The organism is Paenibacillus sp. Y930 (assembly GCF_056786375.1).
The window spans coordinates 79,624-103,000 of sequence record NZ_JBXCIX010000003.1 but is presented as its reverse complement, the minus strand read 5'-3'; the positions used below and the strand labels follow the sequence as shown (position 1 = coordinate 103,000).

At 38.4% G+C, this 23,377-nt stretch carries 20 protein-coding genes and 1 pseudogene; all 21 read left to right on the top strand.

Annotation, left to right across the window (positions count from 1 at the left end):
- Positions 1-28 precede the first annotated feature (28 nt).
- The 21 genes and pseudogenes from coxB (at position 29) to AC1TO5_RS09425 (ending at position 23,276) form a co-directional block, all read left to right on the top strand.
- Positions 29-1,087 carry a cytochrome c oxidase subunit II gene (coxB, locus tag AC1TO5_RS09525; RefSeq protein ID WP_482063099.1) on the top strand — a complete coding sequence of 353 codons (1,059 nt, stop codon included), beginning with the start codon at positions 29-31 and terminating at the stop codon, positions 1,085-1,087.
- A gap of 79 nt (positions 1,088-1,166) precedes the next feature.
- On the top strand, positions 1,167-3,011 hold the full coding sequence (ctaD, locus tag AC1TO5_RS09520) for a cytochrome c oxidase subunit I (RefSeq protein ID WP_482063098.1): 1,845 nt from the start codon (positions 1,167-1,169) through the stop codon (positions 3,009-3,011).
- On the top strand, positions 3,008-3,625 hold the full coding sequence (locus tag AC1TO5_RS09515; protein ID WP_482062579.1) for a cytochrome (ubi)quinol oxidase subunit III: 618 nt from the start codon (positions 3,008-3,010) through the stop codon (positions 3,623-3,625). The genes ctaD and AC1TO5_RS09515 overlap by 4 nt, the downstream gene beginning before the upstream one ends.
- A 4-nt stretch (positions 3,626-3,629) precedes the next feature.
- Complete coding sequence (locus AC1TO5_RS09510) at positions 3,630-3,950, top strand: cytochrome C oxidase subunit IV family protein (protein ID WP_482062578.1); 321 nt, start codon at positions 3,630-3,632, stop codon at positions 3,948-3,950.
- 97 nt (positions 3,951-4,047) lie between these two features.
- A complete protein-coding gene (gene ctaG, locus AC1TO5_RS09505; protein WP_482062577.1) occupies positions 4,048-4,962 on the top strand; it encodes a cytochrome c oxidase assembly factor CtaG in 915 nt (304 codons plus the stop codon).
- 23 nt (positions 4,963-4,985) lie between these two features.
- Entirely contained in the window at positions 4,986-5,456 is a 471-nt protein-coding gene (locus AC1TO5_RS09500; protein ID WP_482062576.1) for a DUF420 domain-containing protein, read from the top strand.
- Between the two features lie 461 nt (positions 5,457-5,917).
- Entirely contained in the window at positions 5,918-6,637 is a 720-nt protein-coding gene (locus AC1TO5_RS09495; protein ID WP_482062575.1) for a hypothetical protein, read from the top strand.
- 25 nt (positions 6,638-6,662) lie between these two features.
- Positions 6,663-7,049 (top strand): GntR family transcriptional regulator, encoded by a 387-nt coding sequence (locus AC1TO5_RS09490; RefSeq protein ID WP_482062574.1) that lies wholly within the window; start codon positions 6,663-6,665, stop codon positions 7,047-7,049.
- A 77-nt stretch (positions 7,050-7,126) separates the two neighbouring features.
- Positions 7,127-8,032 (top strand): ABC transporter ATP-binding protein, encoded by a 906-nt coding sequence (locus tag AC1TO5_RS09485; protein WP_482062573.1) that lies wholly within the window; start codon positions 7,127-7,129, stop codon positions 8,030-8,032.
- Positions 8,033-8,050: 18 nt separating this feature from the next.
- Entirely contained in the window at positions 8,051-8,953 is a 903-nt protein-coding gene (locus AC1TO5_RS09480) for an ABC transporter ATP-binding protein (RefSeq protein ID WP_482062572.1), read from the top strand.
- Positions 8,946-10,250, top strand: coding sequence for an ABC transporter permease (locus tag AC1TO5_RS09475; RefSeq protein WP_482062571.1), 1,305 nt, complete (start codon positions 8,946-8,948; stop codon positions 10,248-10,250). Before AC1TO5_RS09480 ends, AC1TO5_RS09475 begins: the two co-directional genes overlap by 8 nt.
- Before the next feature lie 106 nt (positions 10,251-10,356).
- A complete protein-coding gene (locus AC1TO5_RS09470) occupies positions 10,357-10,842 on the top strand; it encodes a small multi-drug export protein (RefSeq protein WP_482062570.1) in 486 nt (161 codons plus the stop codon).
- A gap of 266 nt (positions 10,843-11,108) precedes the next feature.
- Positions 11,109-13,418 (top strand): helix-turn-helix domain-containing protein, encoded by a 2,310-nt coding sequence (locus AC1TO5_RS09465; protein WP_482062569.1) that lies wholly within the window; start codon positions 11,109-11,111, stop codon positions 13,416-13,418.
- A 169-nt stretch (positions 13,419-13,587) separates the two neighbouring features.
- On the top strand, positions 13,588-14,544 hold the full coding sequence (locus tag AC1TO5_RS09460) for an ABC transporter permease (RefSeq protein WP_482063097.1): 957 nt from the start codon (positions 13,588-13,590) through the stop codon (positions 14,542-14,544).
- 20 nt (positions 14,545-14,564) lie between these two features.
- Positions 14,565-15,446, top strand: a complete 882-nt coding sequence (locus tag AC1TO5_RS09455) for a carbohydrate ABC transporter permease (RefSeq protein WP_482062568.1) — start codon at positions 14,565-14,567, stop codon at positions 15,444-15,446.
- A gap of 65 nt (positions 15,447-15,511) precedes the next feature.
- Positions 15,512-17,077 carry an extracellular solute-binding protein gene (locus AC1TO5_RS09450; protein WP_482062567.1) on the top strand — a complete coding sequence of 522 codons (1,566 nt, stop codon included), beginning with the start codon at positions 15,512-15,514 and terminating at the stop codon, positions 17,075-17,077.
- Between the two features lie 84 nt (positions 17,078-17,161).
- Positions 17,162-18,436 (top strand): hypothetical protein, encoded by a 1,275-nt coding sequence (locus AC1TO5_RS09445; RefSeq protein WP_482062566.1) that lies wholly within the window; start codon positions 17,162-17,164, stop codon positions 18,434-18,436.
- On the top strand, positions 18,433-20,559 hold the full coding sequence (locus AC1TO5_RS09440) for a glycoside hydrolase family 88/105 protein (protein ID WP_482062565.1): 2,127 nt from the start codon (positions 18,433-18,435) through the stop codon (positions 20,557-20,559). Before AC1TO5_RS09445 ends, AC1TO5_RS09440 begins: the two co-directional genes overlap by 4 nt.
- A gap of 335 nt (positions 20,560-20,894) precedes the next feature.
- Positions 20,895-21,275: pseudogene (locus tag AC1TO5_RS09435) on the top strand (Lrp/AsnC family transcriptional regulator).
- Positions 21,276-21,607: 332 nt separating this feature from the next.
- Positions 21,608-22,243: a glycoside hydrolase family 11 protein gene (locus tag AC1TO5_RS09430; protein ID WP_482062564.1), complete on the top strand. Its 636-nt coding sequence runs from the start codon at positions 21,608-21,610 to the stop codon at positions 22,241-22,243.
- 154 nt (positions 22,244-22,397) lie between these two features.
- Positions 22,398-23,276 (top strand): formylglycine-generating enzyme family protein, encoded by an 879-nt coding sequence (locus AC1TO5_RS09425; RefSeq protein ID WP_482062563.1) that lies wholly within the window; start codon positions 22,398-22,400, stop codon positions 23,274-23,276.
- Positions 23,277-23,377 lie beyond the last annotated feature (101 nt).

Sequence of the window (23,377 nt, the reverse complement as noted above, 5' to 3'; positions counted from 1 at the left end):
GTGAAAACGTCAAAAGTGGGGTTGATTAATAATGAAACGGTGGCAATTTGTAAAACGCCTAGCGCCTCTGATGGCCTTGTTGGTGCTTGTGCTATCAGCTTGTGGAAGAGAGGATGTATCAACGCTTAATCCTCAAGGACCTGTTGCTCAAGAACAACTTAACTTGATGATAATTTCTATTACCATTATGTCGATAGTTGTTATAGCAGTGTTTGCGATTTCAATCTATGTATTGATTAAATTCCGCAGACGTAAGGGTGACAATACGATTCCTAAGCAAGTGGAAGGTAACCACAAATTAGAAATTATTTGGACAGTTATTCCAGTTATTATGTTAGTTATTTTAGCTGTTCCAACATTGACATCCGTATTTAAATTGTCGAATGATTATTCAGAAGACCCGGATGCATTACATGTTATTGTAACTGCGCATCAGTATTGGTGGGAGTTTGAGTATCCTCAATTAGGTATTAAAACAGCTCAGGAGCTAGTAGTTCCAACGGATAAAGTAATTTCGATTACTGCATCTACAGCTGATGTCATTCACTCCTTCTGGATCCCGGCATTAGCGGGTAAGATCGATACGAATCCAGATGGAAACGTGAACAAAATGTACTTTGAAGCCCCAAAAGCAGGTGTTTACTTAGGTAAATGTGCTGAACTATGCGGAGTATCTCATAGTTTGATGGATTTCAAAGTAAAAGCAGTTGAACCTTCTTCATTCGAACGTTGGCAGAGTGCAATGACTGGTGCGGTAGCATTACCAACTGATTCGGAAATTGCAAGTGCATTTGAAAGCAAGTGCTTAACATGTCACGCAATTGGTCAAGATGGCGGCTTCAGTATGTATCCTAACTTAACGGGTATTGGTTCTCGTGAAAGTGTTGGTGGTATTCTCATGAACGTCGAAGAGGGCGAAGCAGAGTATACATATGAAGACACTGTATATAACAATCTATACAAGTGGATTAAAGATCCAGAGAAACACAAACCAGGCAATCAAATGTCTGACACGTACACACTTACTGAAACAGAGCTTGAAGGTATTGCAGAATACTTGACTAATCTAAAGCTTGATTTTGAGTAAAACACAATCATCGGTGTAAAAGGAGGTACCTACCTTGGCTCATGCTAATGCGCATGCGATTAAACGTCGTACAGGTCTTATGGACTGGCTTACAACGGTTGATCATAAAAAGATTGGAATATTGTATTTAATCGGGGGAGGATTTTTCTTCCTAATAGGTGGACTTGAAGCGATACTTATTCGTCTTCAATTAATGTTTCCACAGTCTGAAGTAGTATCTGCACAGTTTTATAATGAGTTAATTACGATGCATGGTACTACAATGATATTTTTGGCGGCAATGCCGATTATATTTGCTCTAATGAATGCTATTATTCCATTGCAACTAGGGGCTCGTGACGTTGCGTTTCCATTTCTTAACGCATTAGGCTTCTGGACATTTTTCTTCGGTGGAGTTTTACTTAATGTGAGTTTCATTGCTGGTTCTGTACCTGATGCAGGTTGGACAATGTATGCTCCATTATCTGGAACCCAATATACACCGCATCACGGGACGGATTATTATGTCGTTGGATTGCAAATTGCTGGTATCGGTACGCTAATTGGTGGTATTAACTTCTTAGCTACGATTATCAATATGCGTGCTCCAGGTATGACATTTATGCGTATGCCGATGTTTACTTGGGCTTCATTCATTACATCAGCTCTAATTCTGTTTGCTTTCCCAGCTCTTACAGTTGGTCTAGCAGCACTAATGTTTGACCGTTTATTCAGCGGTAACTTCTTCAACCCGGCCGCCGGGGGGAATGTCGTATTATGGGAGCATATATTCTGGATCTTCGGTCACCCAGAGGTATATATTCTAATTATGCCGGCATTCGGTATTATTTCCGAGGTAATATCAACATTCTCTCGTAAACGTCTTTTCGGATACAGTTCAATGGTATTTGCAACGATATTGATTGGTTTCCTAGGCTTTATGGTTTGGGCCCATCATATGTTTACAACTGGTCTTGGACCGGTGGCAAACGCCTTGTTCTCCGTAGCTACGATGTTAATTGCAATACCAACAGGTATTAAAATTTTCAACTGGCTATTTACAATGTGGGGCGGTTCCATTCAATTCACATCGGCTAGCCTTTATGCGATCGGCTTCATTCCAACGTTCGTAATGGGTGGAGTTACAGGGGTAATGCTTGCAGCAGCTCCTGCTGACTATCAGTATCATGACTCTTACTTCGTCGTTGCCCATTTCCACTACGTAATCGTTGGTGGTTTGGTGTTAGGAATTTTCGCAGGTCTACATTACTGGTGGCCAAAAATGTTCGGACGTGTACTGAATGAAACACTTGGTAAAATTACGTTCTGGATATTCTATATTGGATTCCATCTAACATTCTTCGTACAGCATTTCCTTGGTCTAATTGGTATGCAGCGCCGAGTATGGCAGTACCTAGATGGTATGGGCTTCAATAACATGAACTTCATTAGTACAATTGGTGCAATTATGATGGGTATTGGTACAATTCTATTCCTAATCAACGTTGCAGCATCATTCAAAAAACCAAGAGGTTGCGCGAACGATCCATGGGAAGATGGCCGTACACTAGAGTGGACGATTCCTTCTCCAGCACCTGAATATAACTTTGCTCAAACTCCACTAGTTCGTGGCTATGATGCATGGTGGCATGAAAAAATGGAAGGTAATACAGCAATGACTCCAGTTGAACCAATTGGACCAATTCATATGCCGAATTCTTCTATTCTTCCATTTATAATGGGTATTGGCTTTTTCGTTACTGGATTTGGGTTCTTGTACTCCGAGGATTGGGGTAGTCTAGGATTCATTTCAGTTGGTCATGCTATAGGTATTATTGGCTTACTTATTGTATTTGGATGTATGGGACTTCGTTCATTGATCGACGATCATGGATTCCATATTGAAAAGGATGAAATACTTAAGGATCAGGGGGTTAAATCATGAGTGCACATTCACATGTAGAAGATCAGCTACCTCATGAGCCAGAAAGAGCTACGCTCGAAGGTCGTAATAAGATTACTGCCTTCTGGTTATTCCTTGGCGGTGAGACTGTACTATTCGGTACATTATTTGCAGCATATTTAACACTACGCAATGAGATTAATGGTGGTAAGACAGGCGATGAGCTATTCGACTTCGCTCTAGTTGCCATTGCAACAGCGCTACTACTTACATCAAGCTTAACGAGTGTGTTCGCATTACAAGCGATGCATGCGAATAACAAAAAATCATTAATTAATTGGCTAATTGCAACAATGGCTCTAGGTCTTGCTTTCCTAGGCTTAGAAATTTACGAGTTCGTTCATTACGCTGGTTTAGGACATACATTTACAGCTAGTGCATTTAGTACATCGTTCTACACATTAGTTGGTTTCCATGGTGCTCACGTAGCTTTTGGTCTATTCTGGGCAGCATCGATTCTATACCAATTGTCTAAACGCGGATTGAATACTACGACAGCACCGAAGGTTTATCTATTCGGTATGTACTGGCACTTTATCGACGTAGTTTGGGTATTCATCTTTACAGTTGTTTACTTGATGGGAAAGGTAGGTTAATAAAATGGCGAGTAGTCCAACGGCTTCTAAACATTCAAACGCAAAGCGAACGAGATCGGAAGGTCCCAAAAAGCATATCATTGCGTTTATCTTCTCCATTCTGTTAACATTCACTTCTTTTGCACTTGTAATGGCTGGAGAAATGAATACTGATTTCGTCTACATCATGCTAGTTGGTTTAGCCATTATACAAGTATTCATTCAGATGGCTTTCTGGATGCATATGAAGGATCGCGGTCACATGTTTGCCATTATTGCAATATTGACCGGTGTCGTAGTCGTATTTACTTGTGTCATTATGGCATTGTATTGGACTAGATGGTAGAATGTAAGTAATATCTAATTAAGTGGAAGAGGGTCCTTAATTGGACCCTCTTATTTTGTCGCTAGCGTCGTTGGTTTGCATAGGAGGGAGCACTGACATGTTCGGATTACAATATTTTAGTTTTCAAGCGGTATGGAGTCCAATGTTTCTGTTTGCTACAATCGCAGTCATTATCGCGTATTTGTACATTATAGGACCTTGGCGTGAAAAGCATTTTCCAATGGAAAAGAAAGCATCTGGTGGACAAATCGCTTTATTCATCACAGCTGCAATACTGTATTACATAACGAATGGTGGACCATCGAGCTTATTAGGACATATTATGTTCTCGTTCCATATGGTGAATATGGCGATTTCGTATTTGATCGTTCCCCCAATGGCATTAGCAGCCATTCCATCTTTTGTTTGGAAAAAAATATTTTCAGCTCCTTTTTGGAAAAAGTTCAAGCTTCTTATGCATCCGATTGTTACGCTAGTTATGTTCAATATGACCTTCTCGATTTACCATCTCCCAGTAGTTCATGATTATGTCATGACTCATTTCACAGTGCATCGTATATATTATGTTGTGATGTTAATTATGGCATTTATGATGTGGTGGCATGTTATAACGCCTGTAAAAGAGTGGAGCAAGCTTGCTCATGTCAAAAAGCTGGCCTATATTTTTGCTAATGGTGTATTACTTACTCCGGCATGTGCACTTATTATTTTTAGCAATGAACCATTATACTCGATCTATAGTGATCCTAATGTATGGGTCCAAGCTATGGGGTATTGTATACCAGGGGATACTAGCTATCTTCTTACCAAATTTGAAGGTCCACAATTTTTCAATATGTTTACAGTCGTTGAGGATCAACAATCTGGTGGCATTATTATGAAATTAATACAAGAAGTTATGTATGGTATATTGCTTGGATTTGTATTCCGCGATTGGTTTAACAAAGAACATAAGCAAGATGATCTTGATGCAAAGCTGTTGAATGATGCATTGTTAATCAATAATAAATAAGATTGACTAGGGGAGGTCAAACATTGGAATCAACCGAATTTGCCATATTACCTGCACTTAGTACCTTCTTTATCGCGCTTAGTGCGATACTAGTTGCTATTGGCTGGAAGTTAATATTGAATAAGAAGCGTGAAGAACATCAAAAAATGATGTTTTGGGCAGCAATAACTGCGATTATCTTCTTCATTATTTATGCGTCACGGACTATTTTTGTTGGTAATACAACATGGGGTGGACCAGAAGAGTTGAAGACGATCTATTTAATCTTCTTATTCTTCCATATTACGTTAGCAACAGTGGCGGCGGTTTTTGGTATCACCACATTGACACTAGGCTATAAGAAGAAGTATTCAAAGCATCGTAAAATTGGTAGAGTAACGGCAGTTATTTGGTTTATTACCGCTATTACTGGTGTGACAGTATACTTCTTACTCTATATATTTTATCCAGGTGGACATACAGAACCATTTATTGATGCATTGTTCAGACAATAGGTAGATGAAGTAAACGCTCCATCTGCTTTTCGAACCTTATTGTAAGATGAAGTTCCAAAAGCAGACTTTGATAACGAAGTAGTGCTTTGTAGCATATTCGATTAACACGAGATCCGATAATATTCCTTTGTGGGAATATTATCGGATCTTTTTTTTCGTCTAATCCAGTGTATTTAGCCGACTCGATTAGATATGTGCGTTCTCATATTTGGAAATTAAATCAAAAAAGTATTGACAGTATATTACACCGTGTATATACTGTGTATATAGATATATACAGTATATACACTCTACTTCAAATAACGGATTGGAAAAAGTAATGTTTATGCTTTCGATGCTACTTTTCATTGACGAGAAGTATATTATGAAGCGAATGAAAAGTTTGGTTATGCTTTCGATACTACTTTTTGTTTGCAGAGAAGTCCATCGGGATGCGACAAAAAGTTTTAGGAGGATGTTAGATGAGTTATTGGCAAGGAGTACGATTTCTTGTGCAGCAGGATATGAAAAATGCCAGATGGAAAAACTTAACCTTTTTAATTTTCATATTATATGTAGCACTATTTACTTACACATCTTTTAGTGGGGCTGTTGTGGAAGGGATAGAACTTGATTCTTTTTTTACCGAGTATATTTTGCTCATCGTTTTCTCAGCAATAGGATTAGTAGCAACACATCTTTATTCATTAGGTGATATGAAGCGAGATTTGCTAGCAGAGCGTCTTATCTACTGGCGGACGTTACCGATCAAGCAAGATCAAATTGTTTGGTCAAGAATTATCGGAGTTACGTTTTACTCGATAGTATCAATCATCCTCTACTACGTATTAATAATTATGGCGATGGTATTATCCGATATTTCATTTGACTATGTCCCTCTTATGTTACATGCATTACAATTTCTAGCGATATCCTTAGTGTTGAATTTTATTTTGCTATATTGTGAAATGGTGTTCTCGCTGAAAACATATTCAATCATATGTTGGACTTATCCCTTTGTATTTCTAATTTTAGTCGTACTGTACTATGTAGTAGGTAGTTATAGTCTAATTGAAGCAATGGATACATTAGCGAAGCAGCAACCTTTGCTCACATCGATTGGAAGTTTAGTCGTAATGGTAGGTTCGATCTGGTTAGCGCATAAAATGATTACCCCAAAATTCCGAAAGAGAAATATATGATTACTATTAAAGCAGGTGAATATTGATGCGGCTTCCAATACAGATTAATGAACAAAGTGCTGAGCCGCTATACTATCAAATTGAGGTACAACTTAGAGCGTTGATCATTAGCGGGACATTAGTTGCAGGTACACTACTTCCGTCTATAAGAGAATTAGCATCTCAATTGAAGTGTAGTGTTATTACTATTAAACGTGTATATAGTGATCTTGAAAATGAAGGTTTACTTCGAACGAAGCAAGGAACAGGGACATATGTATCATTAGTTGAAGAACAATCTCGAGAAAACCAGAAACAATCTGTCGTAGTTGAAGCGATTGAACAGCTTTTTGAAGCAGCGAAGCGTGTGCAATGTTCTAAGGATGAGCTCGAACAATTACTTAAGGAACGAATCGAGCAGTATGAGTTGTAAAGCTTATGCTTTCGAAGTAACTTTTCATTGCTAAGAAGTTACTCGAAGTAGTTATGAAAAGTTTTGGGAGGATAGAGATGGAGAAGCAAGCGATTGTCGTTGACGATATGAAAGTTAGAAGAGATAGTTTCACGCTTGGTCCACTGCAATTAACGATTCCAGAAGGGTATGTTACCGCAATTGTCGGTCCGAATGGATCAGGTAAAAGTACTTTATTCAATTGCTTGATGAACTTTATGAAGCCTGAGAGCGGAACGATAACGATTTTGGGTCACCAGCTAGGATTAGGGAACGATGATGAACTTAAGCAAAGAGTAGGCTATATGAGTGAATTACCATCTACCTATGATGAATTTATGAGAGGCTCAGATAAAGCAAAATTCAATGCGAAATGGTATCGTAACTGGAATGAGACGACGTATCAGGGATTACTATCATTGCTCAATGCGAAAGATGATATTCAATTGAAAAAAATGTCCAAAGGTACGAGACGTAAGTTCGATCTATGTCTAGCCTTATCCCATCAGCCGGATCTATTAATACTAGATGAGCCATCCTCAGGACTCGATCCGATTGCTTGGAAAGCAATGATTGAAACATTACATCAATATATGGAATCAGGTAGTAAGACCATATTAATGGCAACACATATTGTTGATGAAGTAAAACGGTTGGCGGATTACATTATATTCCAGTATAATGGTAGAGTACTAGGATTTTACGAGAAGGATGAATTACTACAAAGTTGGGCTACTTATTTTGTAGAAAGTACAGATAAGCAATTAAGTGAGATTAGACATGTTTCAGGATACGTTTCGCATAAAAATAGTAGTGGTCAACATCTTGAAGTCATTGTCTCTAAAGCATGGGAAGCAGAGCAATGGTTTATAGAGCGAGGCATTAAAATTCACACAAAGCAGCTATTAGAACTCGACGACATATTGCTGCAGCATATCAATCAGGTTGGTCATTTTTCAAATTAATGTAGAGGTGGGAAAATTGTGAATCCATTAGTAATTAACAAAGTATACAAACAGTATGCTGACAAAACTGCAGTTAACGGAGTACAATTTGAAGTTGGTCGTGGTGAAATTTACGGGCTATTAGGAGCCAATGGTGCTGGTAAAACAACGACAATGCGTATGATTCTTGGACTAATTTATCCGGATCAAGGACATATTCAATATAATGGAAAGCCATATGACAAATCACTATTGAACAATATTGGCTATTTGCCTGAAGAGCGTGGTCTGTATCCGAAAATTAAAGTTAGTGAGCAGCTAATCTATCTTGCACAGCTGAAAGGGATGTCAGCGAAAGATGCTGATAGTAGCTTGAAGGAATGGTTGGAACGTTTCGGTGTTCCTGAAAATTACAATAAGCGTGTTGAAGAGCTATCCAAAGGTAATCAACAAAAGATTCAATTTATATCAGCTATTATTCATAAACCACAATTCCTTATAATGGACGAAGCATTCAGTGGTCTTGATCCTGTTAATGTAGAACTATTGAAGGCAACAGTGAAGGAATTACGTGATGAAGGGGCAAGTATCGTATTCTCCACTCACCGTATGGAGCATGTTGAAGAGCTATGTCGCAATATTACAATATTACATCGTTCGAATGAAGTAGTAAAAGGCAATGTGAAAGAAATTAAGAGTCAATTTCCAAAGGAAAAAGTGTTACTTACTACAGATAAAGAAGTAAAAGGACTTGAAAAGATTGAAGGTGTCAAAGCCGTTCATCATCATGAGAATGGCCTTGAAATTGAAATTGAGCGCGAAGATGCTGCGAAACGTATACTGCATCATGCATTATCACAATCAGATGTTCAACACTTCCAATTAAAAGAACCTACTTTGAACGAAATCTTTATTAGATCGGTTGGTGAAGCAAATGAATAATTTCATGACAGTAGTTCGATTTACATTATTCAATAAATTAAAAGGTAAGCCATTCCTGATTTCTACCCTTGTATTTCTAATTATAATATCAGCGGTTATTCATATTCCATTTATCATTACTCAGTTCGACTCAGAAGATAAAGGGAAAACGATTGGCTACGCTCAAAGTACGGATAATGAGTTAGCAGCAACAACAGGTAAGCAGCTACAAGAGTACTTTACTGCTACTGGTAATAGTGGCTTCGAATTCAAAGGCTTTGCATCCACAGGTGATGCTACTAAGGATGAAGAGCAGCTGAAGAAAGCATTGAACGACGGTGAATTATACAGTTACATCGTATTTGGCGAGAAAACAGCTAGTGGTTTCCCTCAAATCGTGGTGAAGAGTGAGAAGCTAATGGAGTTCTCGATTGCCTCTCAGATTGAGACAGGACTTCAAGTGATTAGGCAGCAAACGATTCTAGCAGAATCTGGTCTTACGGATGCGCAATGGGAACAATTGAAAGCTCCTATCGTTATTAATTCTGTGCAAATTGGTACTGGTACCTCAGTTGAAAGTGAAGGTAAGGATGCAACAGAGCAAGGTGTGAATATGGGGGTAATCTACTTCATTATTATCTTCCTCTTCATGGCGGTTATGATCTCAGGACAGATGATCGCTTCCGAAGTTACTGCTGAGAAAAGCTCTCGCGTAATGGAAGTATTGATTACAAGTGTGTCTCCTCTAACGAGTATGTTTGGTAAAATTACAGGTATGTTTTTACTTGTCCTATCTCAGCTAGCACTATACATTGGCGTTGGATTAATCAATCTTAATCTACCACATAATAAAAATGTACTTGCAGGACTCGATATTGATTTGTCACTAGTTGATCCAATGTTACTCGTATTTTCAGTATTGTATTTCTTAACTGGATTCTTCTTATTTGCAACACTTTATGCAGCTTTAGGTTCTATCGTAAGTAGAACAGAAGATTTAGGTCAAGCGGTAATGCCGATGACATTTATCTCATTGGCTGGTTTCTATATCGCGATCTTCAACATATCAACACCAGATAGCATGCTTGTGAAGATCTGTAGCTTTATTCCATTGTTCTCACCATTCGTTATGGTATTACGTATTGGTCTAACAGATACGCCAATATGGGAAGTGCTACTATCACTAGGTATTCTACTCGTTACGATCTACTTGACAGTTCTAATATCAGCAAAAATTTATCGTACTGGAGTATTAATGTACGGCAAACGTCCAAGCTGGAAAGAGCTTCGTAAAGCGATGAAAGCTTATAAGATTTAATTGGTGTAGTGAATTACTCGGTGGGTAATTACAGTTTTAACCTTTACCCACAGAATGAACGACTACTAGGAGACCTGCATACATCAATAAAGAAGGATGGTACAACATGATAGAACAATTTTTACAAGAGTTGCAAGATTCAAATCCGATATTACAATTCATTGGGGTTATGATTGTGGCAATGATCCCATTTCTCGAAGGATATTTTGCAGTACCTGTTGGGATTGCGATTGGATTCTCTGCAGTGATGACGATAGTAGCTGCAATCGTTGGTAACTGGATTTCAGTTATGGTTGTTATCCTAGCCAGTGATCGTGTTAAGCAGTGGCTACAAAGTAGAAAAACATCTGAACGTAAACAAGAAAAGCAAAACAAACGTTTAGAACGAGGACAGAATCTATTCCATAAGTTTGGTGTTCCCGGAGTGTCACTCATTGGTCCGTTGTTGATCGGGGACCATCTAGCTGCTTTAATATGTATTGCCTCAGGTGCATCGAAACGATATGTGATTATTTGGCAAACGATTGCTATTGTAGTATGGGCTGTTGGAATGGGGATTTTAGTGCTGTTAGGAATTAATATTATAAAGTAATAATAAAGTGTACCCTATAAGATAGAGACTTTGAAAAAAGTCCATTTTATAGGGTGTTTTGTTTATTATATCCTCTATTCTTCGACTATTGACGATTCATTAAGCTGCCGGGCAGGATATTATAATTCATTTAGCGAATACCATTAAATAAGGAAAGTTCGCGTACACAAGTCTCGAAGTACACTTTTATGTCAGCGCTTTCATTCTTGCTAATTGTTATAATCATGAGCTATAACGTAATATTAACGGAATTGAAGGGGGATATAATGTTACTAGAAAAGGTCAGAAGTAAAATAGGTGGGATATGGGGACATAAAGGTGTCTTTTATCGAAAAAGTATGATTTCTATTTTACTTGCTGCAAGTATTCCAGGATTTATCACTGGATTATTTATATATCAAATTGGTGTGAAGCATATGGAAAAGGATTTAAGTGCTTTACATCATCATCAAATGACGGAGAGAGTTTCCAATATTGATGATCAACTGAATTATTTGGAATTAAACCTTTCTAACTGGGCATTTAACCCACAGTTTGGTTTTGGATTAAGTAATTTGGACTTTGTTTATTATTTTCAGGATACGTGGAATATTACAAAATCTCTTAATATAATGGAAGGTTCCCATCCATTAGTGAAAGATGTAGAGCTATATTTGAAGCGCACTCCGCCAATATTGTTTAAAACGGAATATTATCAAGTTTTTAACGATGAGTTAATACATAGTTATGAAGAAATATTAGCCGATAAAAGAAGAGTATATTGGGATTATACGAGTGGAGATGAAGCCGAATCACCATTAATGCTTATACATAAGGTTCCAGGTGAGAGTAGCAGCCCAATAGGAGCATTAATCGTAAAATTAAATAGGGAAAAGGTCATTAACTTACTACGAACGATGACCCCTTACAATGAGGGAATAACCTTTCTTATGCAAAATGATGGTAAGGCAATACTATCGGACCAAAATTATGAATTAGACTTACAGAGCCAACTTACAGCACTAATTATTCAGGGTGATCAGCAGAATGGAAGTTTGGTGTATGAATACAAGGGAGAAAGTTATACAGTTTCCTATGGGATTATGAAAAGAATTGCTGAGGAATGGATTTACGTATCAGCGTCGCCAACATCGGCAATCACGTCACCAGTAGTCGTCCTATCTAAATTTATATTGATCATAAGTGGTAGCAGTATATTAATAGGCTTGCTATTGTCTTTCATAGTTTCAAATCGCATGTATTCTCCTATTGTTAGATTAATTAGATATATTGATCCAGAGCGTCTCAATAATAAAAGCGATAAGGATGAATTCCGCTATATTGAATCGATATGGTCCAATGTTGCCAAGCAAAGTTTACTATTGAAGCAAGAAGTCGCTTCGGCACAACCTATGCTGCGAAACAGCTTTCTTATGCAATTGTTGCAAGGACATCTGCAATCTCTAAGTGAAGGCGATTTGCTCAATAGAATGCGGAGCTTGCAATGGAAGGTAGATACACATTCCTACTATTTTATTCACATCTATCTTATTGGGATGGATTCATTAGACAATCAAATGACATCAAATGATGAGGGGCTTATTACGTTTGCCGCCTATAATATAGCCGATGAGTTAATCTCTGGTCGATTTAGTCAATGTCATGTCATGAACTTCCATGACTTATCAGTAGGGATTTTTATTATGGAGCCTACAGGGTATGAAATCCATGATACCCTCATTGAGTTTTGCAAGGAAATGACTGAGCTTGTTAATCAACTCTTAAAATTGCAAGTCATTACTACCGCTAGCCGTGAAACAACTGAAATTAAAAAAATGGCAAATACATTTATGGAGCTTGAAAGAGCGGCGAGCTATCGACAATTCCGCAATCAGAATCAAATGATATTATTAGAAGCATCACCGACGGATTTTGCTTTAGATGATATTCAATATCCTTTCGAGCTTGAGTTAGAAATATTACAAGCTCTACGTGCAGGAGAGCTGCATGCAGCAGAACAGCTATTGCAAAGTTTTATGGAAACGGGTGCAGGGGATCAACAAAGAGAACGTAATGCACAGCAAAATATTTTACAGCTGCTTGGAAGCATTCAACACATGATGATGCAATCTGGTGTTAACCCAGATAAATTATTCAAGGGGGAAAATATGTACAGCAAGCTTTCACAAATTCGTGATCCGCAGCAAATGCTCAGATGGATTACAAGGAAAGTTGTTCTACCTTATATTGAGGAAAGAGCATCTCGTGTCAATGTGCAGCAGCAGAGTACAATTAGTGAGGTATTGAACTTTATTCATCAGCATTTCCATGAAGATATTTCGCTAGACCAATGTGCTGACCAAGTAGGGATGAACTTCTATGCATTAAGCAAACTATTTAAGAACATAACTGGAGTTAACTTTATTGATTATGTAACTGATCTTAGAATAAATAGGGCAAAAGAATTACTTCGTCAGACTCCGATGAAGATCAACGACATTGCAACAGAAGTAGGATATCAGCAAAGGTATTTTAATCGTATTTTCAAAAAGCAGGTTGGGCAAACACCTAGTGAATATAGAGAATCCACTTCTTAACAAAAAAATACCAGTGAATCAAAAAAGTGTTCATGCTCCGAAAAGCCTTGTAAATCAAGGCTTTTTTTATGCAAAAAAATATAATTGCTCTGCTACTCAATGTTCGAGATACTACAATCACAAACAAACAAATGGAACGTGGAGGAGGAATCGATAAGTGAAAAACAATATGATAACAGAATCGCTAACGGCTGAACCGGGAGTACCCCAGCAACTTGGTCCTCCGCGCTGGCTACTTCGATTAAAGAGAGATCGCTGGCTTTATCTGCTATTACTGCCAGGTTTGCTTTACTTCTTAGTATTTAAGTATTTGCCAATGTGGGGAGTATTGATTGCTTTTCAAAATTTTCAACCTTATGTTGGGTTTTGGAATAGTGAATGGGTTGGGTTTGAACATTTCAAAATCTTTTTCGCAAATCCCGATTTTTTAAGGCTATTAAGAAATACGATGATACTCGCAGTATATGATTTAGTTTTCTTTTTTCCGGCACCTATAATAGTTGCCCTGTTATTAAATGAAATACGTATTTCAGTGTTCAAAAGGCTGATACAAACAATGATTTATATTCCGCATTTTATTTCAATGGTTATTGTAGCAAGTATGACTTATGTGTTCTTAACGACACAGGGCGGAATAGTAAATGAAATTATATTTAATGCAACCGGCGGAAAAATTAACTTTTTAGCAGATCCAGCATGGTTTAGACCGATGATTATTTTACAAATAATGTGGAAGGAAACAGGTTGGGGAACGATTATATTTTTAGCTGCGCTGTCTGCAGTGGATGTAGAGCAATATGAAGCAGCAATTGTGGATGGGGCAACGAGATGGCAGCGGCTTTGGAATGTTACGATTCCGTCTATCCTTCCGGTCGTCACTATTTTATTAATACTTCGGTTAGGTAACTTTTTAGATAATGGGTTTGAACAAATCTTCTTAATGACCAACTCGCTGAATCGAACGGTTGCAGACGTATTCGATACCTATGTTTACTTTGTCGGAATTACGCAGGGTGCATTTAGCTACAGTACCGCAATTGGATTATTCAAATCAGTTATAGGTATTATTCTAATTTACGGAAGTAACTGGATAGCCAAACGTATGGGACAAGAAGGCCTATATTAACATAAGGAGGTGCATGCTCTATGCTCAATAAGCACGATCAGATTAGCGAACGATTTTTTGATATTTTTAATTATGTCTTTCTAGCTATATTTGCTTTGATTACGCTGCTTCCTTTTATTTATATTGTAGCAGGTTCATTTGCAACAGAAGCAGAATTGGCGGAGCGTGACTTTTTCTTAATTCCTAGAGATATCTCGATAACTGCGTATCAGTATATCTTTTCAACAAATACCATATTTCGCAGTATGGGCGTATCTATCTTTATTACAGTCGTCGGAACATTAACAAATTTATTTTTTACTTTGACTATGGCGTATGCGCTTTCACGCAAAGAGCTGATGGGTAGAAACTTTGTTATGAATCTTGTCATTTTCTCTATGCTCTTTAGTGGAGGGATGATTCCATCTTATCTTGTTGTTAAAGATCTGGGCTTAATAAACAGCTATGCTGCCGTTATTTTACCAGCAGCAATTAGTGCCTTTAATCTAATCGTAATTCGAAACTTTTTTCAAAACTTGCCGCCAGGCTTGGAGGAGTCAGCTAGAATTGATGGCTGTACAGATATAGGTGTACTGTGGAAAATTGTTATTCCGCTATCGATGCCGATCATTGCAACCTTTGGTTTATTCTACGCCGTAGGACATTGGAATAATTTCTTCTCAGCATTACTGTATTTGAATGATCATACGAAATGGCCGCTTCAGGTTATGCTTCGCGAAATCGTTATGCTGTCGCAGCTAGCTATTGGAGATATGAGTGCTGATCCCAACTTTGTTAAGCCGCCAGATCAATCTGTGAAGATGGCAGTTATTATAGTAGGTACGCTACCAATTTTACTAGTATATCCATTTTTGCAGAAGCATTTTGCCAAAGGTGCTTTGCTTGGATCTATCAAAGGTTAGTTTATCGCCATGCGATATCTAAATATATGTACTATCATTTTTATATTAAAGGGAGGAAGTTGAAAATGATTGAACAGAAGAAGAGGGTTAATGTAGCAATTATTGTAGTAATGCTCGCATTAGTAAGTGTAATCTTTACGGGCTGTGCAAAAAATTCTGGTACGCCTGAGTTGACTAGTACTGCTACTCCGACTAAGGAAGCAGAAGCTAACACACCAATTGAGGAAGCCGTATTGCCACCTCTAAAGCTAGAGATTATGGTACCTGCTTTCAGTACAGAATTGCCGGATCGCAATTCCCCGGTCATTAAGGCACTGGAGGAATATACAAACACAGAGGTCCATATGCAATTTGTACCAAACAGCTCGTACCCGGATAAAGCGAATATTACGTTAGTATCTGGTCAAATGCCCCATTTAATGGTACTTGATCGCAACTCTGCAAGTTATATTAATGCTGCAAGAACAGGGGCTTTTTGGGAAATTGGATCTTACTTAAAAGATTATCCGAACTTAAGCATGGCAAATGAAATTATATTGAATAACTCCTCTGTTGATGGAAAAACATACGGTATTTACCGTGGACGTGTTCTTGGAAGAATGGGCGTAACTGTAAACAGAGATTGGCTTGCCAATGTAAGCATGGCTGCACCGACGACAATTGATGAGTTCTATGAAATGCTAAAGGCGTTTAAAGAAAATGATCCCGATCAAAATGATCAAAATGATACTTATGGTATGGTAATTACGAAATATGCTGGACCATGGGATATTATGCAAACTTGGTTTGGCGCTCCGAATAAATGGGGTGAGGATGCTAACGGTCAATTGCTGCCAACGCATCTATTCCCAGAGTACAAAGAAGCACTGACATTTTTCAAAAAACTTTACGATGAAGGCTTAGTAAATGATGATTTTGCTGTTATGGATCCCGCAATATGGAGCGATCCGATTATAAATGGTAAAGCAGGGGTTATCGTAGACGTAGCAGACGTTTCTCGCCGTATTGATAATTCAATGCAAGAAAAAGCGAACCGCGATGTTCCATACACGGATGTCTTCCAAGCACCAGTAGGTCCAAAGGGACATCACGATATGCCTACTTCAGGCTATTCCAATGTCATCGCTATTTCAAAATCATCCGTTAAAACGGAAGATGATTTGAAACGCGTATTACACTTTTTAGATCAGATTGGTGATCCAGAAATGCAATTATTGCTTGGCTACGGTATTGAAGGAAGACATTATGAATTAGTTGATGGTCATATTAAAGCATTAACGACTGCAGAAGATACTTCCCTTATTAAAGAAATGGAAAGCATGAATCAAATGCTGACATTTATTGGTCCATTAGCACCTACTATTGAAATGACAACGATAAACAAAAAAATTGATGAAGTTCAAGCTGCGAACGTGCAAATTGTCGTTGGAAATCCAGCAGAGCCATTAATCTCTGAAGTGTATGCGAAGCAAGGACAACAGATGGATAACATCATTGCAGATGCTCGTATTCAATATATCGTTGGTCAAATTGATGATGCAGGCTTAGATGCAGCGATTGAGCTATGGAAAAAGAATGGCGGAAACGAATATATCGCTGAAATTAATGAGCTTTACGCAGCATCTAAATAGTATAAATTAGTATTAAGAAGCCCTTCAGCGCATTTATTGAAAATGCACTGAAGGGATCATTTTATCTGATGGGAGCGGTGATAGATGCATACAGAAGTAAATAAAAATTATTTTGAATTAATACAAATCGATGTTTCAGAAGCAGGACCACATTGTAAAGTACTTGTTGGCGATTTAGATGGAGATGGAGCTATGGAGCTACTGTTTGTTCAGGCAGACGGAGGAATCGATGATCGCTATGTTCCACATCAGGTTCAGGCTTTGACCGCTTATAAATTGAATGGTGAAATAATATGGCAGGTTGGAACACCGACGGAAGATGCTGGTACTTTAGGTTCAGATTTCCCCGCCCAAATTTATGACTGGGATAGAGATGGAGCCAATGAAGTTCTTTGCGTAATGAACAAGCAATTTCTTGCGCTTGACGGGGCTACTGGAGCTACGAAGCGAGCATTGTCGCTGCCAGGGGATGAGGCGCATGATTGTATTATTGTTTGTAATTTACGTGGAACAGAGAAAGCTCAAGATATTATTTTGAAGGATCGATACCGTACATTATGGGCAATGGATTATGATTGGAATGTGTTGTGGAGCTATGAAGGTAATCCAGGTCACTATCCTTGGGTATTTGATTTTGATCAAGATGGTAAAGATGATGTTATCGCGGGATATGATGTACTTACACCACAAGGGGAATTAAAATGGTCAACGCTGCCACTTGAAGACCATGCAGACTGTGTGTGGGTTGGTGATGTATTGGGTCGTGGTAATCAGCAAATCGTAATTGGTGGTAGTGTTACTGTCATGTATGACATTGAAGGTAATGAGCTTTGGCGTCATGACGGTTCCATTGAATCTCAGCATATTGCACTGGGCAAATTTAGAGCAGATTTGCCAGGTCTGCAAATTGCGGGGCTAGATCGTATTGTTCGCGGAGATATGGGCGGGACAATGACTGAAACCGGGAAAGACGGTATTTTCTTATTGGATCAACACGGTCAAGAGTTATGGAAGGAAGAGCGTACAACAAACGGTTGGCTAACTATTATTGAAACGATGCGTCAATGGGATGATAGTGGAGTAGATTATATTTTGGCATATCGAAGAGGTGGAGGCGTTTTCCCAACATTGTACAATGGTCATATGGAGCCAGTAGTTTCTTTCCCTGTAGACGGATATGTTGTTCATGCCGATCTAGTTCAGTCTGGCTTTGAACAAATTGTTATATACAATGATGAAAAAGTAGTCATTTACAGCTCTGTGCAGCTTGATATTAATAATCAGCCTGTTTCGAAAGGCTTGATAGAGAGTAAGCGACTATACGCATCTACCTTATATCCAGGTGGTGAATATGTATGATACAGCAGGTTGAAAAGCTGCTTACATCAGTTGGTCGAAAGTATATGGAGGATCAGCCTCCTGCTTCCTATCAATTTCGTGTAATGAACTATGCTGGATTTACTAGAGGCAAAGATTTTAGATATGACTTAAATATGATAGAGGCATTACCTGAGCTACAAAACAATCAATACGTATATGCTTGGTCGAAGCTATGGATGGAAGAAGCGCAGGAGCTTCCGTTTAGTCTTAGTTGTTATGGTCCGACACAAGTATTCCTGAATGGCGAAAGGGTTCATTATGCCAATATTGAGGAGGAGGTTTTTCCTGAACGGCGCAGTTGGTTCAGGTTATCGCTCGGGAAAGGTTGGAATCATTTTGTTTTGCGTTTTATGAAAACAGAAACGGGCTGCGGTGCTAAATTCGGAACTGGCTCTATTAAAGGATTACCACTGCATTTCATTATGCCGTCCTTAGAACGAGCGGGGGGCGAAGGCTGGATTTTTACGGAAGCTCTCACAACGGAGTTGCCATTTATTCCGTCTACAGAGAGATCAGAATATGAGGATGGAATAAGCTGGTATCCAAATGCCACATGGTCTTCTAACGAACAAGAGTTGACTGCCATTAAGCGGATATTTACAAATGGCGAGCAGGGTAACTATGCGATTGCTTGGACAATGATCTCGAAGGAGAATGATAGTCCTGTTCATTTGACAGGCCGTTATAAAGGCGAACTCCAGATTTTTATTGATGGACAGCTACAATTTCAAGCAGAGTCTGTTGGTGAAGGTGAGCATGATTTTGAGTTTACTGCAGATATAGCTACAGATCGAGCTCATTCTTTAATGATTCAGTTACAGTATAATGCAATGGGCTGGGACTTCAAGTTTAATAATGAATATGTAAAGTTGGATTGTCCTGTCTCCGTTGAAGGAACGTCAGAACATTGGCTCTATAGCGGTCCTTATGTAACGATAGATGAAGCGGTGCGAGAACAAATTATTGAATTATCTAATTTACATACTACAAAGAATGGATTAGATTATTGGTATATAGATGCGCCTTTTAGTAGAATTCGCCCCTTCGTTGAAACGACTCATTATGGCAAATGGAATTACCCGTTAGGTGTAACTTTATATGGATTATTAAGTACGGGGAAAATATTATCTATCGAATCGTTTGAGTCGTATGTGCAAAATCATATTGAACTATGCACGAAATATTATGAGTATGCCAAATGGGATTGTAAGCAGTACGGAGCCCCTGGAATAAATCAGCAAATCGTGCTGATGGACAGTCTGGATGATTGCGGCTCTTTCGGAGCTACGATGCTGTTTACTATGGAAAATTACCCTTTAATAGGAAGTGTATCCGTTGCTGAGCGAATAGCTGGCTTTATTACGGATGAGCAGGAGCGGCTTCCAGATGGGACCTTATATCGCTTAAAAGGAAGTACGGATTTTATGCAGCATACAATGTGGTGTGATGATCTCTACATGAGTGTTCCATTTTTAGTTCGATACTACCGTTATACACAGAATATCCGATATATAGATGATGCTGTACATCAAATTTTGCAGTATCGTCATTACTTATACCGAGAAGAGCTTCAAATTATGCATCATGTTTATGATATGAAATTTAATAAGCAGAATACGGTCTCTTGGGGTAGGGGGAATGGCTGGGTAATATTCTCACTTGCAGAGTTATTAGCGGAATTGTCACCGCAGCATGAGAAATATGGTGAGCTGCTTACGATGTTCAGACAATTAAGTCAAGGCTATCAACAGCTTCAAGGGGAAAGGGGAATGTGGCATCAAATAGTTGATGATCATGATTCCTATGAGGAAACTTCCTGCACGGCGATGTTTATATATGCATTGGCAAGCGGAGTGCAAAATGGCTGGTACGATAACCCAATTCCATATGTTGAAAGTGCATACTATGGATGGGAAGCACTCGCACAATATGGTGTAGATGAAGCGGGGAATATATTGGGTGTATGTAGAGGATCAGGATACTCCTATAATTACGAATACTATAAATATGATCTTCTGCCACGCTTGAATGATACTCATGGAATAGGCATAGTAATGCTCGCGGGTATTGAAATCATTAAACTTCGAACATTTTTATCGTAACGAACAAGAATCTAGTAAACTTTGCATATGTTGCATTAGAATGAATTATCAATTGGTTTTGAGGAAAACTCTAGATATTAAAACAGCATAAAGAACATGACAAAATCAATAAAAATTCCCCTGTCATAAAATAAGAAAGTCTATCAATAAATCGCCCTACGTGATCATGCAGAATGCGTGTATCTACGGGGCTTTTGGCTTAGCAGGGATAATAACAGGGTTCTTTGATCTTTTATCGGGTGGGAATACTTATTGTTGTAGGAAATCTTCGGTAGAATTTACTTCACAGTACATACAGTTAAGGGCACCGACAAACGCATAATGGACCTGTTCAGCTGGTACTACCTTGCCTTGATAACATTGATTTTCAGATCCTTCGGTTATTATCCGAAAATTCACGTATTCAATGGAAAGACTTAGGTGAACAAATTCATATGACGGGACAAGCCGTTGGAAATCGTATAAAAAAACTTGAGGAAAGTGGTGTAATTAAAGCTTACTCTCTAATCATTGATGAAATGAAATTAGGACTTACGTATACAGCGTTTGTCATTATTTATATGAAAACAGCAAACCATGATTCATTTATAAGATTAATTAATGATTGAGATGAGGTAGTGGAAGTTCACCGAGTATCGGGAGAAGGCTGTTACCATTTGAAAATTAAAGTTAACTCTCATGAACAATTGAATCTTTTTCTGGATAAAATTCGTTGACTGCTACATGAAAAATGGCATACTTATCAGTTTTTGGTTAGGAGGAAATCATCCATTCCGCAGTGTCATGTATAAATGCTTGATCTGCGGAGCTTTAACTCTGGTGTTCTAAGTTATTCATTCCTTATTTTGGATATGTAAAATAATTATAGTAAAATCTTTAATTAGTTCAATGTTATGTAAGCGTTTACTTTATATAATCTATTTAGAAAGGAGGACAAGGAAAAGCTCACAGAATAAGACACAGGATAAGTTATGTACTGCAAGTGAAGCAACTTACAGCTGGTATGTAGACAAGTTGTGTCAAATCTAATTATTTGAGGAGGATGATTATGTTTAAGTTCAAAAAGACATTTTTGAGTTTAGCGATTGTAGCTTCAATGAGTTTTGGCTTGATTGGTGCATCTTCAAGCGCAGCGACAGACTATTATCAAAATTGGACCGATGGTGGCGGAACAGTAAATGCTACTAACGGAGCTGGCGGGAATTACAGCGTAAACTGGAGTAATACCGGTAATTTTGTTACAGGTAAAGGATGGAATGTTGGTTCACCAACTCGTACAGTCAATTATAATGCTGGCGTTTGGGCGCCATCAGGAAACGGATATTTGACTCTTTACGGGTGGACAAGAAGCTCACTCATAGAATATTACGTTGTGGATAGCTGGGGCACTTATAGACCTACTGGAACGTACAAAGGTAGCGTGTACAGTGATGGTGGCACCTATGACATATATACTACTACTCGCTACAATGCGCCTTCCATTGACGGTACACAAACATTTACTCAGTACTGGAGTGTACGACAGTCAAAAAGAGCGACAGGTAGCAACGTAGCTATTACTTTTGGCAACCATGTTAACGCGTGGAAAAATGTCGGTATGCATCTTGGCTATAATTGGTCTTACCAGATCATGGCGACAGAAGGCTATCAAAGTAGTGGTAGTTCTAACGTAACGGTATGGTAAGCGGTAAAACAAGGAAAATTGCGAATGCTTGATGACTTTCATTATATAGAGTAAATTTTTTATTTGGTATTGCTAAGGCCTGCCGGTCTCACATCCGGCGGCCTTATATATTTCAAACTATAACTCTTCCTCTTCATTTAAAGGAGATATATCAATGAGAAAATGGTTAGTTTTCCTTTTCATTTCTATTATATTAGTTACTAGCGCATGTTCAAAAGGAACGGAAACAAAGAATACTACAAACAATGAAAACAATGAAATACATGAGACGAATGAGAACTTTGTGCTCGTCGCAGGCGGGACTTTCGTGAATACTAAAACTAATTTCTATGAAAAAGATGTAACAATATCTGACTTTTATATAAGTAAATATGAAGTGACTCAACAAGAGTGGAAGAATATAATGGGCAGTAATCCTTCAGAATTCATAGGCGAAAGTTTACCCGTAGAAATGGTAAGCTGGTACGACGTCATTGAGTACTGTAATAAAAGGAGTATACAAGAGGGGTTAAAACCTTATTACAATATAGACATGAAGAAAAAAGATCCGGAAAATAAAAGTGAATACGACAATATGAAATGGACAGTAACCATCAATGAGGGAGCTAATGGCTACCGTTTGCCGACCGAAGCGGAGTGGGAATATGCTTCGAGTGGAGGTCAGATGAGTGAGGGGTACACATACAGTGGAAGTGATGAAGCTGATGAAGTAGCATGGTATTGGAAAAATGCTGGCGATAACTACTTAACTGGAGATTGGAATTGGCCTATCATAGAAAGTAACAATAATCAAACAAAAGTGGTCGGCTCAAAGGAACCCAATGAGCTAGGACTTTATGATATGTCAGGTAATGTAAGGGAATGGGTATGGAATTGGTATGAAGATGTGGATATTAAGGAAGGTTTATACCGAGTTGTAAAGGGTGGCGGCTGGATAGGAGATATCAGCAACAATGAAGCATCTTTTCGAGGCAAGTTCGAGGCAAATGGCTTTGGTCCTGATCAAGGTTTTCGTGTAAGTCGAAGCGATTGAAATGAGATATCTAACCATTATGAATGAGGCAAAGAAAAGCCTTGATAGCAGCAGAAATGCTGATTTATTAAGGCTTTTTGGTATCCCCAAAATTATGAAAC